Annotated in this window: 15 protein-coding genes; 11 read left to right on the top strand and 4 right to left on the bottom strand. The window is 55.1% G+C overall.

Annotation, left to right across the window (positions count from 1 at the left end; all coding sequences use genetic code 11):
• Nucleotides 1–529: 529 nt before the first annotated feature.
• Together hemF and amiA are read right to left on the bottom strand one after the other, a co-directional pair.
• Nucleotides 530–1,450, bottom strand: a complete 921-nt coding sequence (gene hemF, locus FD744_RS23715) for an oxygen-dependent coproporphyrinogen oxidase (protein WP_097118566.1) — start codon at nt 1,448–1,450, stop codon at nt 530–532.
• Between the two features lie 47 nt (nt 1,451–1,497).
• A complete protein-coding gene (gene amiA, locus FD744_RS23710) occupies nt 1,498–2,355 on the bottom strand; it encodes an N-acetylmuramoyl-L-alanine amidase AmiA (RefSeq protein WP_160869752.1) in 858 nt (285 codons plus the stop codon).
• A gap of 210 nt (nt 2,356–2,565) precedes the next feature.
• Between amiA and FD744_RS23705 the strand changes: the two genes are divergently transcribed.
• The 11 genes from FD744_RS23705 to FD744_RS23655 all read left to right on the top strand — a co-directional run bounded on the left by FD744_RS23705 (nt 2,566) and on the right by FD744_RS23655 (nt 12,299).
• The gene (locus FD744_RS23705; protein WP_034825851.1) at nt 2,566–2,991 is read left to right on the top strand and encodes a GNAT family acetyltransferase; all 426 of its coding nucleotides are present in this window, start codon (nt 2,566–2,568) and stop codon (nt 2,989–2,991) included.
• A gap of 7 nt (nt 2,992–2,998) precedes the next feature.
• Nucleotides 2,999–3,457 (top strand): DUF2919 domain-containing protein, encoded by a 459-nt coding sequence (locus tag FD744_RS23700; protein WP_155287996.1) that lies wholly within the window; start codon nt 2,999–3,001, stop codon nt 3,455–3,457.
• Nucleotides 3,458–3,520: 63 nt separating this feature from the next.
• On the top strand, nt 3,521–4,141 hold the full coding sequence (locus tag FD744_RS23695) for an RpoE-regulated lipoprotein (protein WP_160869750.1): 621 nt from the start codon (nt 3,521–3,523) through the stop codon (nt 4,139–4,141).
• A 96-nt stretch (nt 4,142–4,237) separates the two neighbouring features.
• Entirely contained in the window at nt 4,238–5,134 is an 897-nt protein-coding gene (locus tag FD744_RS23690; protein ID WP_160869748.1) for a Dyp-type peroxidase, read from the top strand.
• Between the two features lie 194 nt (nt 5,135–5,328).
• Nucleotides 5,329–6,345 (top strand): sulfate ABC transporter substrate-binding protein, encoded by a 1,017-nt coding sequence (locus tag FD744_RS23685; protein WP_160869746.1) that lies wholly within the window; start codon nt 5,329–5,331, stop codon nt 6,343–6,345.
• Nucleotides 6,345–7,178 (top strand): sulfate/thiosulfate ABC transporter permease CysT, encoded by an 834-nt coding sequence (cysT, locus tag FD744_RS23680; RefSeq protein WP_034825859.1) that lies wholly within the window; start codon nt 6,345–6,347, stop codon nt 7,176–7,178. Before FD744_RS23685 ends, cysT begins: the two co-directional genes overlap by 1 nt.
• Nucleotides 7,178–8,050 (top strand): sulfate/thiosulfate ABC transporter permease CysW, encoded by an 873-nt coding sequence (gene cysW, locus FD744_RS23675; protein WP_160869744.1) that lies wholly within the window; start codon nt 7,178–7,180, stop codon nt 8,048–8,050. The genes cysT and cysW overlap by 1 nt, the downstream gene beginning before the upstream one ends.
• The gene (cysA, locus tag FD744_RS23670) at nt 8,040–9,128 is read left to right on the top strand and encodes a sulfate/thiosulfate ABC transporter ATP-binding protein CysA (protein WP_160869742.1); all 1,089 of its coding nucleotides are present in this window, start codon (nt 8,040–8,042) and stop codon (nt 9,126–9,128) included. Before cysW ends, cysA begins: the two co-directional genes overlap by 11 nt.
• Before the next feature lie 72 nt (nt 9,129–9,200).
• On the top strand, nt 9,201–10,082 hold the full coding sequence (gene cysM, locus FD744_RS23665) for a cysteine synthase CysM (RefSeq protein WP_160869740.1): 882 nt from the start codon (nt 9,201–9,203) through the stop codon (nt 10,080–10,082).
• Nucleotides 10,083–10,260: 178 nt separating this feature from the next.
• On the top strand, nt 10,261–10,941 hold the full coding sequence (locus FD744_RS23660; protein ID WP_034825869.1) for a response regulator transcription factor: 681 nt from the start codon (nt 10,261–10,263) through the stop codon (nt 10,939–10,941).
• A complete protein-coding gene (locus FD744_RS23655; protein WP_097118557.1) occupies nt 10,938–12,299 on the top strand; it encodes an ATP-binding protein in 1,362 nt (453 codons plus the stop codon). Before FD744_RS23660 ends, FD744_RS23655 begins: the two co-directional genes overlap by 4 nt.
• 413 nt (nt 12,300–12,712) lie before the next feature.
• Here the strand turns inward: FD744_RS23655 and crr are convergent, their stop codons facing one another.
• Together crr and ptsI are read right to left on the bottom strand one after the other, a co-directional pair.
• Nucleotides 12,713–13,216 (bottom strand): PTS glucose transporter subunit IIA, encoded by a 504-nt coding sequence (gene crr / locus FD744_RS23650; protein WP_034825872.1) that lies wholly within the window; start codon nt 13,214–13,216, stop codon nt 12,713–12,715.
• 42 nt (nt 13,217–13,258) lie between these two features.
• On the bottom strand, nt 13,259–14,986 hold the full coding sequence (ptsI, locus tag FD744_RS23645; protein WP_034825874.1) for a phosphoenolpyruvate-protein phosphotransferase PtsI: 1,728 nt from the start codon (nt 14,984–14,986) through the stop codon (nt 13,259–13,261).
• Nucleotides 14,987–14,991 lie beyond the last annotated feature (5 nt).

Genomic DNA, 14,991 nt, shown 5'->3' with positions numbered 1-14,991 from the left:
TCACGCCCGTTTTCCTTGTGCATACGGAGTCTGAGCTCCTGGCAACCGTTCAAAGTTAATGCTGGCGTGAAAGGTGAAACAGGGGAGCTAAGCTGCGGGACAAGGTCTTACCTTAATGGACGCGTCATATTCACCCTGTTTCAGGTGAAGGTAGCTAACCATCACCTACTGCAGGATTCAAGATACAAGGACGCGGGCGTAAGGCGGGGCGGCACATGGATGTGCCATCCCCGCCGTTCCGTAAGGCAGACGAACGGCGTGAAGGTACCGCGTCAGCGGCGCGAGGACCGCCAGCCCCCAAGCGGCTCCAGCCAGCGTTATCACCAGATCCAATACGCAGCTCCAGCCAGCGTTATCACCAGATCCAATACGCAGCTCCAGCCAGCGTTATCACCAGATCCAATACGCAGCTTCAAACAGTGTTAAATTCAGATCCTACAAGCAGCTAAGGGCAGCATTATCCGCAGTCCAGGCGGCATTGCCTTACGATCCACCAACCAGCATTAACACCTGCTTGTATTAAAAAAGGTTATTCACCCAATCCCAGCCAATCCTTCACCGGCAAGAAATCGCTGTAGAGTGCCGCTTCTGGCGTGCCAGCTTCGGTTTGATAATCATATTCCCAGCGCACCAATGGCGGCATCGACATCAAAATCGATTCGGTGCGGCCGCCGGTTTGCAGGCCGAACAGCGTGCCGCGATCCCACACCAGATTGAATTCGACATAACGCCCGCGACGATAGAGCTGGAACTGACGTTCGCGATCGCCCCATGGCAGCGCCTTGCGCTTCGCGACAATCGGTAAATAGGCATCCAGATAACCTTTGCCCACCGCCTGCATAAAATCGAAGCAGTGATCAAAGTCTGGCGTGTTCAGGTCATCGTAAAACAACCCGCCGATGCCGCGCTGTTCATTACGATGTTTGAGGTGAAAATAGTCATCACACCATTTTTTGTAGCGCGGATAGACGTCTTCGCCAAACGGCTGGCACAGGTCAAACGCGGTTTGATGCCAGTGCAGCGCATCCTCTTCGAAACCGTAATAGGGCGTGAGATCGAAACCGCCGCCGAACCACCATACTGGATCGGCACCCGGCTTCTCAGCAATGAAGAAACGCACGTTGGCGTGACTGGTGGGGATGTACGGATTTTCCGGGTGGACGACGAGTGACACGCCCATGGCTTCAAAACTGCGGCCGGCCAGTTCAGGGCGATGTGCGGTGGCAGAGGCGGGCATCTGATCGCCGTGCACGTGGGAAAAATTTACGCCTGCCTGCTCAAACACCGCGCCGTTGCGCAGAACGCGGCTGCGTCCGCCGCCGCCGCCTGGGCGCTGCCAGTCATCTTCGGCGAAGGTCGCTGTACCATCGGCAGCGGCCAGCTGGGCGCAAATTTCATCCTGTAGCGTCAATAAAAACGCTTTGACGCGGGAAATATCGGGATTGCTCATGAGTCACTCGTTCCGGAAATTTGCCGCGATTCTATCACAGGACAGAGCTACGCCTGGCGACGATCGTACTCGTTGAAGTAATTGACGATACCGTCGGCAATCGCGCTGGCGATCTTCTGGCGGAAGGCGGTGGTGCCCAACAACTGCTCTTCTCGCGGATTGGTAATGAATGAGGTTTCGACCAGCACCGACGGGATTGAAGGCGATTTCAACACCGCAAAGGCTGCCTGCTCGGTGTGCTGGCTGTGCAGATGATGCACCGGGCGAATCTGATCCAGGACGTGTTTGCCCAGCGTCAGACTATTGCGGATAGTGTCCGTTTGCACCAGATCGAACAGAATCTGGTTCAGGTAGTTATCTTTCTCCTGCACGGCCGCGCCACCGACCTTATCGGCATCGTTTTCGCGCTGTGACATGTAGCGCGCCATGGCGCTACTGGCACCGCGGTTCGACAGTGCGAATACTGACGCGCCGTTGGCATCCGGGCTGGTGTAGCCGTCGGCGTGGATCGACATAAAAAGATTGGCGCCGTGCTGATGCGCGATTTCCACGCGTTGATACAGCGGAATAAAGTGATCGCTTTCACGCGTCAGTCGCACTTCCACTTTAGGGTGATTTTGCAAAAGCGTACGCACGGTGTTGGCGATTGCCAGCACGATGTGCTTCTCTTCTGAACCTTCTTCGCCCACCGCGCCCGAATCAATGCCGCCGTGACCGGGATCGATCATCACGATGCGTTTACCGTTAGTCGCCGGTTTCGGCGGGGTGTGACCTTTGCTGACGCGCAAATCGGCGTTTTCTTCTTTCGCCATCACCGCGCGCGGTGACAGCACCGCCAGCGCCAGGCCAGAGAGAATCAACTGGCGGCGATTGGTCAGCCGCTTCAGCAGTGAAATTTTACTCATAATGGGGTCCCTGACAGAAAATCCTGCCCAGTGTTATATCGTAACAACTGCCTTGCGGCGACTTCACAAGCATTTCAGCGCATTACTTTGTATTACACGTTACTAACAGCAATTTAGCCGTTTTTTTCCACCGTTGCGCGGCGGGAGGGTTGCGCCTGGCAAAGAATGCGTGATAATCAGCGAATTGTGCTTAATAGCAGGGTAACGCCGATGGAAATCCGCTCATTCCGCCAGGAAGATTTTGAAGAAGTGATTACGCTCTGGGAGCGTTGCGATCTGTTACGTCCGTGGAACGATCCGGAACTGGATATCGAACGTAAAATGAACCACGATCCGGAGCTTTTTCTGGTGGCGGAAGTCGGCGGCGAAGTGGTCGGCACGGTGATGGGCGGTTACGATGGCCATCGCGGATCGGTCTACTATCTGGCGGTGCATCCCGATTATCAGGGGCGCGGATTTGCTAATGCGCTGATGAATCGCCTGGAGAAAAAGTTAATCGCGCGTGGCTGTCCGAAGATCAATCTGATGGTGCGCGAAGAGAATGATCAGGTTCTCGCCTTCTACGAGAAACTCGATTACGAGCCGGTGGATTCGGTGTTGCTGGGTAAACGTTTAATCGAAGACCGCGAATATTAAGCCGCCGATGATGGGGCTGAAATATTTGCCAGACGAATACGATGCAAAAGGGCAGCTACGGCTGCCGTTTCTTTTCTGGCTGATTCTGTTATTGCAGGCGCGCACCTGGCTGTTACTGGTGATGGCGGGCGCGTCCCGTCAGCAGGGTAACGATCTGCTGGCGCTGTTCTATCCCGATCGTCAGAGCTTTTGGATTGGATTGGCGCTGGGCATTCCGGCGGCGATGGGCTTACTGTTGACCGGCTATCGTCAACGCTGGCCGCGACTGTGGCAGACCTGGCGACATGTGCTAAGTGTGTCGTTGTTGATCAGCCTGCTGTCGCAGGGCTACGGTCTTTGGCAAGGCGCTTTTCCTGATTCCCCGCTGCCGCTGTTGTTAACCCTGTTTGACCTGCTGGCGCTGGTCTGGCTGCAAACCCATCAGCGCTTGCGCGACTGTTTTCTGCCGGAACATCACATCGAATAAACTTTTTGCCGGTTTGCGACTCCAACAGGCACGCCAATCGGCACAAGAGATCAAGGAGCATTCATGAAAGTTGTTCGTCCCGCACTGCTGGTTAGCGCCATGATGCTGGCAGGTTGCGCCAGTTCAGGTTCCTCTACCGCCTCCAGCGCGAGCGAAAGCCATTGGTATAATCCGCTGAGTTATCACTGGTCGGCACTCAATCCAATGAACTGGTTTGGCGGCTCGTTAACCGTGACCGAACAAGGCGTGGCAGGCTTAAGCAGCACCACCTCGATGTCAGAAGCGGCGATAGGTAAAGCGTTGAACAATGATTATCAGCTGCGTCAGGGCATGCGCACGCAGAATGGTCAGGTGGTTGATTTCTGGCAGGCGCTGGAAGATGGCAAAGTGAAACTGGTGATCAACGGCCAGAGCAGCGTTGAACGCGTTGAAGTGATGGATGCCGATGCAAAGAGTGCAGACGGCAGCAAGATTGGCGATCTGTTTAGCGCCAAATTCAGCAAAGCCTTCGACAACTGCAAACTCACTACCGGATTAGATGCGCGCGATGTTGAATGTCGCGCACCGGGCAGTCAGCACATCTCTTATGTCTACAGCGGCGAAGGGCATGGACCAGAGGGATTGATGCCGGCTGACGACACCTTGAAAAGCTGGAAAATCAGCAAAATCGTCTGGCAGCGCTAAGCAAAAAATAATTGCGTTAACGCACAATCACTGTGTGGCTTTCCAGTATGATATGGGCGAAAAATCGTCCTAACTTTCATGCCGGAGAGCAGTGCAATGTCTCAATTCCAGAGCGGGATCCTGTTGGAACACCGCCGTTTCGCCATTTGGCTAGAAGCTCGTATTACGGGCGATCTCGATGCTGTCCGCCAGGGGAGCAAAACCTTCCTGCAACAACTCGATGCGCTGCAACAGAAATTTGCCGATGCCGGACTGGGCGCGGTGATCGCCTTTGGCGATGCGCTGTGGCGCGATCTGCAAGGTGCGGATTCAGCGCCAGAATTGAAAGCCTTCTCTCCATTGGGCAAAGGCATTGCACCCGCCACGCAACGCGATCTGCTTATCCATATCCAATCTCTGCGTCATGACGTGAATTTCTCGCTGGCACAGGCGGCATTAGCGGCCTTTGCTGACGCCGTGAATATTGAAGAAGAGACCCACGGCTTCCGCTGGGTGGAAGAGCGCGATCTTTCCGGCTTTGTTGATGGCACGGAAAACCCGCAAGGCGAGGCGCGTCAGCAGGTGGCAATTATTGCTGAAGGCCCGGATGCCGGTGGCAGCTATGTTTTCACTCAGCGCTGGGAGCACAATCTCAAACTGTGGAATCGTATGGCAGTGGAAAAGCAGGAAGCGATTATTGGCCGCACCAAAGTGGATAATGAAGAGTTGCCGGGCGATCAACGTCCCGCCACCTCGCATCTCAGCCGCGTTGATTTGAAAGAAGAGGGCAAAGGGCTGAAGATTCTGCGCCAGAGCCTGCCGTATGGTTCGGCCAGCGGCACTCATGGCCTGTATTTCATCTCGTACTGCAATCGCTTGTATAACATCGAGCAGCAACTGCTGAGCATGTTCGGCGAGCGTGACGGCAAAATGGATGCGATGCTGCGCTTCACTAAGCCGGTAACGGGCAGCTACTTCTTTGCGCCTGCGCTGGATGCCCTGCAAGCGCTGTAATACGCCAGTGAGCGGCCTTGCGTGCCGCTCACCACGAATCCCGTCTGTTGCATAATCTCTCCCGCCGTCTTATGCCTTTTTAGACTTTGAAATCCCCAAACGATATATAAAACCGTTACTGGTTTGCCCTGAGTTATAAATACACTGACAGCATCTAATGGCATTGGCGATTTCGCCGACGAGCAGGGTGCAGCATGACACTTCCGATTGCGAAAAAATGGATGAGCGGAATCGCCTTGTCACTGGCGTTAGCCGGTGCAGCGCAGGCAACAGAGCTGCTGAACAGCTCTTATGATGTCTCGCGCGAGCTGTTTGTTGCCCTGAATGCGCCGTTTGAGCAGCAGTGGAATGCTGCGCACCCCACTGACAAGCTGACGATTAAACAATCGCATGCCGGGTCATCAAAACAAGCGCTGGCTATCTTGCAGGGCCTGCGCGCGGACGTGGTGACTTACAACCAGGTGACGGATGTGCAGGTGCTGCATGATAAAGGCAACCTGATTCCAGCCGACTGGCAAACCCGTCTGCCGAACAACAGCTCACCGTTTTACTCCACCATGGCGTTTCTGGTACGCAAAGGGAACCCTAAGCAGATTCATGATTGGTCGGATCTGGCACGAGACAACGTGAAGCTGGTATTCCCGAATCCAAAAACCTCTGGCAATGGCCGTTATACCTATCTGGCCGCCTGGGGCGCAGCCGACCAGGCGGATGGTAAAGACAAAGCCAAAACCGAAGCCTTTATGACGAAATTCCTGAAAAACGTCGAGGTGTTTGATACCGGCGGCCGTGGCGCGACGACCACCTTCGCCGAACGCGGTTTAGGGGATGTGCTGATCAGCTTCGAATCGGAAGTGAACAACATCCGCAATCAGTACGGCAAAGATGACTACGAAGTCATCGTGCCTAAGACCAATATTCTGGCGGAGTTTCCGGTGGCGTGGGTCGACAAAAACGTCGAGCACAATGGCACCACTGACGCGGCCAAAGCCTATCTGAACTTCCTCTATTCCCCTGAGGCGCAGAAAATCATTACCGGTTTCTATTATCGCGTGAACAATCCACAGCTGATGGCGGAACAGAAAGACCGCTTCCCGCAGACCGCGCTGTTTAATGTGCAGGATGCCTTTGGTGGCTGGGATAACGTGATGAAAACCCATTTTGCCAGCGGCGGTGAGCTGGATAAATTACTGGCAGCGGGGCGCGGTTGATGTTTGCTTTAGCGCAAAAGCGCGTGCTGCCAGGGTTCGGTCTTAGCCTCGGCACTAGCCTGCTGTTTACCTGCCTGATCCTGCTGTTGCCGATCAGCGCACTGCTGATGCAACTGTCCAACATGACACTGGCACAGTATTGGGATGTGGTTACCAATCCGCAGCTGATTGCGGCGTATAAAGTCACGCTGTTGTCAGCGGGCGTGGCGTCCATCTTCAATGCGTTCTTTGGCATGTTAATGGCGTGGATTCTGACGCGTTACCGCTTCCCTGGCCGCGCGTTACTGGATGGCTTGATGGATCTGCCGTTTGCATTGCCTACCGCCGTTGCCGGTCTGACGCTGGCCGGTCTGTTCTCGGTGAGTGGTTGGTATGGACAATGGCTGGCTCATTTCGACATTAAAGTCTCTTACACCTGGCTGGGCATTGCGGTGGCGATGGCCTTCACCAGCATCCCGTTTGTGGTGCGCACCGTGCAACCAGTGCTGGAAGAGTTAGGCCCGGAATATGAAGAAGCGGCTGAAACGCTGGGTGCGACACCGTGGCAGAGCTTCCGCCGTGTGGTGCTGCCAGAGGTGGCGCCCGCGCTGTTAGCGGGCACGGCGTTATCCTTCACGCGCAGCCTGGGTGAGTTTGGTGCGGTTATCTTTATTGCGGGTAACATTGCGTGGAAAACCGAAGTCACCTCGCTGATGATTTTTGTTCGCCTGCAAGAGTTTGATTATCCGGCGGCCAGTGCTATCGCCTCGGTCATCATGGCCGCTTCGCTGCTGTTGCTGTTCGCGATTAACACCTTGCAGAGCCGCTTTGGCCGTCGCTTAGGAGGCCACTAATGGCGGAGATTTCGCAGATTAATCACGCTGAACGTCAGCCGGTGAACTGGGGTAAATGGCTGCTGATTGGCGTGGGCGCGCTGGTCTCTTTCCTGCTGCTGGTGGTCCCGATGATCTCCATCTTTTGGGAAGCCCTGAGCCAGGGGGTTATTGCCTCGCTCTCTAATTTAAAAGATGGTGACATGCTGCACGCCATCTGGCTGACGATTCTGGTGGCGCTGATTACCGTGCCGGTCAATCTGGTGTTCGGTACGCTGCTGGCATGGCTGGTAACGCGCTTTACTTTCCCTGGCCGCCAACTGCTGCTGACGCTGTTTGATATTCCTTTTGCCGTGTCACCGGTGGTGGCGGGGCTGATGTATCTGCTGTTCTGGGGCATCAACGGCCCGGCAGGCGGATGGCTCGATGCGCACAACATCCAGATTATGTTTGCCTGGCCGGGCATGGTGCTGGCCACTATCTTCGTGACCTGTCCGTTTGTGGTGCGCGAACTGGTGCCGGTGATGTTGAGCCAGGGCAGCAATGAAGATGAAGCCGCGGTGCTGTTAGGGGCATCGGGCTGGCAGATGTTCCGCCGCGTGACGCTGCCGAACATTCGCTGGGCGCTGATGTACGGCGTGGTGCTTACCAATGCCCGTGCCATTGGCGAGTTTGGTGCGGTCTCGGTGGTTTCGGGATCGATTCGCGGTGAGACCTATACCTTACCGCTTCAGGTTGAATTACTGCATCAGGATTACAACACGGTTGGCGCCTTTACCGCGGCTGCGTTGTTAACCCTGATGGCCATTTTGACGCTGTTTCTGAAAAGCGTGGTGCAGTGGCGATTAGAGCATCAGCAGAAGCGCCAACAGGAGGAAAATCATGAGCATTGAGATTAAACACATTAACAAAGCGTTCGGCCGTACGCCGGTGCTAAACGATATCTCTCTGGATATTCCTACCGGCAAAATGGTGGCGCTGCTGGGGCCGTCGGGCTCGGGCAAAACCACGCTGCTGCGCATCATCGCGGGTCTGGAGCATCAGAACAGCGGACAGATTCATTTCCACGGCAAAGATGTCAGCCGCATTCACGCGCGCGATCGCCAGGTTGGCTTCGTGTTCCAGCACTATGCGCTGTTCCGCCACATGACGGTGTTCGACAACATCGCCTTTGGTTTGACCGTACTGCCGCGTCGTGAACGCCCATCCGCCGCTGAAATCAAACAGCGTGTGACGCGCCTGCTGGAAATGGTGCAGCTGGCGCATCTTGCCAATCGTTTCCCGGCGCAGCTGTCCGGTGGACAGAAGCAGCGCGTGGCCTTAGCGCGCGCGCTGGCAGTGGAACCGCAAATTCTGTTGCTCGATGAACCTTTCGGCGCGCTGGATGCACAGGTGCGTAAAGAGTTGCGTCGCTGGCTGCGTCAGTTGCATGAAGAGTTGAAATTCACCAGCGTGTTTGTGACGCATGACCAGGAAGAGGCGATGGAAGTCGCAGACAGCGTGGTGGTGATGAGTCAGGGCAATATCGAACAGGTCGGCACGCCGGATGAAGTCTGGCAGGAACCGGCCACCCGCTTTGTGCTGGAGTTCCTCGGCGAAGTGAATCGCTTCGACGGTGAGGTACACGGTTCACAGTTCCATGTGGGGGCGCATCGCTGGCCGCTGGGCTATACGCCCGCGCATCAGGGCGAAGTTGAGCTGTTCCTGCGTCCGTGGGAAGTCGATATCTCACGTCAGAGCAGCCTCGAAACCCCGTTGCCGGTGCAAGTGCTGGAGATCAGTCCACGTGGCCACTTCTGGCAATTAGTGGTGCAGCCAAGCGGCTGGCAGGGTGAGGTCTTCTCCGTGGTCTATGACGGCGATCACACTGCTCCGATTCGCGGTGAACGCCTGTTTGTTGGCCTGCAGCAGGCTCGACTGTACAACGGCACGACGCCGCTGCGTCCGGTTGCCTTTGCCGAAAGCGCCTGATATTTTTGACACTCCTTCGGGCGGGACTTTCCCGCCCGATTTATTTGCCTCTCTTCTGTCTGGAATCAAACCGTGACCACACTGGAAAATACCATCGGTAATACGCCGTTGATCAGGCTGCAACGCCTGACGCCCGATAACGGCAGTGAAATCTGGTTAAAGCTGGAAGGCAATAATCCGGCCGGTTCGGTAAAAGATCGTGCGGCCTGGTCGATGATTCATCAGGCGGAACAGCGCGGTGACATTCAACCCGGCGATACGCTGATTGAAGCCACCAGTGGGAATACCGGTATCGCTCTGGCGATGATCGCGGCGATGAAAGGCTACAAATTGCGCCTGCTGATGCCGGATAACATGAGCCAGGAGCGGCAGGATGCCATGCGTGCCTATGGCGCAGAATTGATTCTGGTGACGCGCGAGCAGGGTATGGAAGGCGCGCGTGATTTGGCGCAAGAGATGGCCGACCGTGGCGAGGGCAGGGTGTTAGATCAGTTTAACAATCCTGATAATCCACTCGGCCACTATCTCACCACCGGCCCGGAAATCTGGCAGCAGACGCAGGGGCGCATGACGCATTTTGTCTCCAGTATGGGCACCACGGGCACTATCACTGGCGTCGGTCGCTATCTCAAAGAGTTTGCGCCAGCGGTGAAAGTCATTGGTTTACAGCCGCAGGAAGGCAGCAGCATTCCGGGTATTCGTCGCTGGCCCGAGGCTTATCTGCCGGGGATTTTCCGTCCTGAGTTAGTGGATGAGGTCATCGATATGGCACAGCGGGAAGCCGAGGAAACCATGCGTGCGTTAGCGCAACGTGAAGGGATTTTCTGCGGTGTCAGTTCCGGTGGCGCGGTGGCCGGTGCGCTTCGCATCGCGGCGGCCTATCCGGGCAGCGTCGTGGTGGCGATAGTTTGCGATCGCGGTGACCGCTATCTCTCCACCGGTGTGTTCCACTGATCCCATTCTCCCCGCATTTTATCTGGCCTGAGCGCGCTGTTGTGGTGCGACCGGGCCATTTTTGTCTATAGTCTCCCTGATAATCCTCTGGTGTTGGCACTGTAAGGATCGAGTAAAATCGGCTGCGCTCATTGCCAACTCAGGCCAAAATAGCGGCAATTTTGTACGAGAGATAAAGATGAAAATTCTGCTTGTTGATGACGATGTAGAACTTGGCACCATGCTGAGCCAGTACCTGATTGCGGAAGGCTTTGAAACGCAACTGGTTTTAACCGGAACCGCCGGGATTGAAGGGGCGCTGTCGGGCAACTATACCGCGATGATTCTCGACATTATGCTGCCGGATATGAGCGGTATTGATGTGCTGCGTCAGGTGCGCCAGAACAGCCGTTTGCCGGTGATTATGTTAACCGCCAAAGGCGACAACATCGATCGCGTTATCGGCCTGGAAATGGGTGCGGATGATTATGTACCAAAGCCATGCTACCCGCGTGAGCTGGTGGCGCGTCTGCGTGCCGTACTGCGTCGTTTCGAAGATCAGGCACCGGTTCAGGACAAAAAAGAACTGCTGCGCTGGGGTGAGCTGAGCCTGAATCCGGCCACGCGCATCACCGAATGGCAGGGCAAAGCCTTTGATCTGACCGCCTCGGAGTTCAACCTGCTGGATCTGCTGCTGCGTGCGCCCGATCGCGTGGTGTCGAAGGACGAATTGTCAGAAAAAGGGCTCGGTCGTCCGCGTGAAGCTTACGATCGCAGCGTGGATGTGCACATCAGCAATATCCGCCAGAAGCTGGCCGCGCTCACCGCCGACAGCATCAACATTGAAACTGTGCGCAGTATTGGTTATCGCATTCGATGAAACACAGCTACCGCGGCCGCATGTTCTGGAAGATCTTACTGGGCTTCTGGATTGTCTTTGTCATCATCAGCCAGCTGCTGTGGCTTGGTTTTACGCTTTCCGGTAATCGTCACGAGCCACCCGAAATTGTGGCTATCCGTCGTATTGTGAATTTACAGATGGCGTCCGCAGTTTCTGTATTGGAGCGCGGCGGACCGAGTTCACTGGATGACATGATGGCCGATTGGGAACCCAACGACCGCCAGTTCTTCTCAGTCATCCAGCATGATAAACCTGCCGCTACGCCCGGCAATGCGCCGCCGGAAACCTTCAGTGAACCCTTCCATGGTCCGTTCCCGGATATCATCGTCCGTTGGGTGAAAGGGCAGGATGGCAAAGAGTACGAGCTGCGTTACGACGTTAAAGGATTGCGCGAGGATAGTTCGATGGGTGGCGGTGGCCCGCGACGTATCCTCAACATCCCAGAGCCGATGTTCACCTTTGCCGGGGCGCTAGGATTACTGTTCAGCTTATTACTGGCCTGGAACCTGACGCGCCCAATGCGCCAGCTGCGTGAAGGCTTTGCCCGCGTCTCCAGCGGCGATTTGTCGGTGCGACTCTATCCGGTCATGCGTCGTCGTCATGATGAACTCTCCAGCGTGGCACAAGACTTTGATGCCATGGTGGAGCGCCTGGATACGCTGGTGAAGGCGCGTGAGGAATTACTGCACGACATCTCCCACGAACTGCGTTCACCGCTGGCGCGCCTGCAACTGGCGACCGGTCTGGCGCGGCAAACGCCGGAATCAGTGGAATCCTCTCTGAACCGCATCGATGAAGAAGCGCGTCGTCTCGACAAGATGATTGGCGAATTGCTGACGCTATCGCGTGCGGAACATGAAAGTATGCCGGGTGAGCAGTATTTCGATCTCACTGGCCTGCTGCACGCGGTGGTCACGGACGTGCGCTATGAGGCACAGATTCCGGGCGTAAAAGTCGACTTTCAGGTCGATGAGAACGCCGACTACACCGTGCACGGCAATGCCGAGTTGATTCGCCGTGGTGTAGAGAACGTCCTGCGTAATGCGTTGCGCTTCTCGCACAAAGGCCAGCATATCAGCGTGAGGCTACAGGCGGAGAATCAATGGCTGGCGATTCGCGTGCGCGATCAGGGCCCGGGCGTTGACGACGAAAAGCTTTCCAGCATCTTCGATCCCTTCGTACGCGTTAATTCGCCACTGATGGGCAAAGGATACGGCTTAGGGCTCTCCATCGTGCGTAAGGTGATTCTGGCGCACCACGGTGAGGTACAGGCGGTCAATCGCCCTGAAGGTGGCTTAGAGCTAACGTTACGATTGCCACGCTGGAAGCAAGACTGAAGGCTTAAGCGCTCACAATCTAACCGCGTTCTTGTGAATCCATAGCAGCGCGCCCATGCAGTCCGGTTAGCACAGGCAAGCGCGCAATGCATTGCGACTCATACTACGAACCTATTCGCACTAAGCCGTGCATCTAACGCAGTAAAAAGCAGCACGCACTATGTGGAGTAGGGCAGGACGACCGGGCAGAGGAGCAAAGCGTCCCTCGCCATGGATGGCGAGGGACGAGGCCCAGGGATGGTTTATGCCGTCTTTGCGATCTGCCCGGTCGTCCTGACCGACCGCACTAGCCCTAACGCCACCGCACCATCCCCAACGCCACCGCCCACCTCGTCCTCACCCTTGCAGTACCAGCCAGCAACACAAACAAAAACGGCACCCATTGGGTGCCGTTTTTACTATCCAGACGCTGCTTACTTCTTGATGCGGATAACCGGGGTTTCACCCACAGTTACCTGACCGGAGAGTTTGATCAGATCTTTGATTTCGTCCATGTTCGAAATCACAACCGGCGTCAGCGTGGATTTGGCTTTCTCTTCCAGCAGTGGCAGATCAAACTCGATCACCACGTCGCCTTTTTTCACTTTCTGGCCTTCTTCGGCGATGCGTTTAAAGCCTTCACCTTTCAGTTCAACCGTATCGATACCGAAGTGGACGAACAGCTCGATGCCGTTGTCAGATTCGATTGAAAAGGCGTGGTTGGTCTCAAAAATCTTGCCAATGGTACCATCAACCGGTGCAACCATCTTGTTGCCAGTCGGTTTAATGGCGATACCATCACCCACGATTTTCTCAGCAAATACCACATCAGGTACGTCTTCGATATTCACGATTTCGCCTGACAGAGGCGCAACGATATCAATAGTCCCTGACGCGCTCTCTGATTTTTCGCCAAAAAGTTTAGAAAACAAACCCATGATCTTCTCCTAAGCAGTAATTTGGGGCCAGCGTCTCGTGGATCAGCAGAGCGTTTTTTCTTTAATGAACTTGTTCACCAGGTTCATCAAATCTTCCGCTGTGGGTTGAGCCAGAGCCTGCTCCGCCAATGCCTTCGCATCTTCGAAATTAGTATTACGAATAATCTTCTTGATGCTCGGGATTGAAATGGCACTCATGCTGAATTCGTCCAGCCCCATTCCCAGTAACAGTAGTGTAGCACGTTCATCACCAGCCAGCTCACCACACATGCCGGTCCATTTCCCTTCGGCATGTGATGCGTCGATCACTTGCTTAATGAGGCCGAGTACCGATGGCGTCATTGGGTTATAGAGGTGTGAAATCAAATCATTACCACGATCGACCGCCAGAGTATACTGCGTCAGGTCATTTGTCCCAATACTAAAGAAGTCGACTTCTTTCGCCAGATGACGCGCAATCACCGCTGAAGCCGGTGTTTCCACCATAATGCCCACTTCAATGGTCTCATCAAAGGCTTTGCCTTCTTCGCGCAGCTGGGTTTTCAGCAGTTCCAGCTCGGCCTTCAGCGCACGCACTTCTTCAACAGAAATGATCATCGGGAACATGATGCGCAGTTTGCCGAAGGAAGAGGCACGCAGGATAGCGCGCAGCTGTGCATGCAGAATCTCTTTACGGTCCATGGCGATACGAATCGCACGCCAGCCGAGGAACGGGTTGTCCTCTTTCGGCAGGTTCATGTACGGCAGATCTTTATCGCCGCCGATGTCCATGGTACGCACGATAACGGCCTGAGAGCCCATGGCTTCCGCCACCGCTTTGTACGCCTGGAATTGCTCTTCTTCAGTTGGCAGTGAATCGCGGTCCATAAACAGGAACTCGGTACGATACAGGCCCACGCCTTCCGCACCGTTGCGCTCTGCACCAGCGACATCGCGCACGGTACCAATGTTGGCGCACACTTCCACCTGATGGCCGTCCAGCGTGATAGCGGGCAGATCTTTCAGCTTCGCCAGTTCGTGTTTTTCAGACAGGTACTGAGTCTGGATGGCTTTCAGCTCTTCTTGTTCAGCATCGGTAGGATTAACGTAAATCTTGTTATTCACGCCATCGAGGATCAGGAAATCACCGTTTTTGATTTGCGTGGTGACGTTACCGGTACCGACAATCGCTGGGATCTCCAGAGAACGCGCCATGATGGACGTATGCGAAGTACGGCCACCGATATCGGTGATAAAGCCCAGCACCTTCTTCAGGTTCAGCTGTGCGGTTTCTGACGGCGTTAAATCTTTCGCCACCAGAATAGATTCTTCTGCGATGGCACCCAGGTCGACAATATGCAGACCGAGGATGTTTTGCAGCAGACGCTTACCGATGTCACGTACGTCAGCCGCACGCTCTTTCAGGTATTCGTCGTCGAGTTCTTCCAACGCCTTGGCCTGGCCATCAATGACAGAGTACGCCGCAGCGTCAGCCGTTGCGTGATCTTTCTTAATCAGGTCGATGATTTCCTGCTCAAGCTCTTCGTCTTCGAGCAGCATGATGTGACCTTCAAAGATCGCCGCTTTCTCTTCACCGAGGGTTTCACCGGCTTTGACACGGATGGCTTCGAGCTGTACTGCCGCTTTGCCACGTCCATCAAGGAAGCGTTGAACTTCTTGCTCAACCTGATCGTCAGTAATTTTTTTACGGCTGATGACGATCTCATCTTCCTTCAGCAGAAGTGCTTTGCCGAAAGCGATACCCGGTGATGCTAAAATGCCTGAAATCATAACCC

The organism is Pantoea sp. Taur, from assembly GCF_009830025.1.
Taxonomy (GTDB): Bacteria; Pseudomonadota; Gammaproteobacteria; order Enterobacterales; family Enterobacteriaceae; genus Pantoea; species Pantoea communis.
Note: the sequence above shows the minus strand (reverse complement) of the source record. Positions and strands in the feature narration are given on the sequence as shown.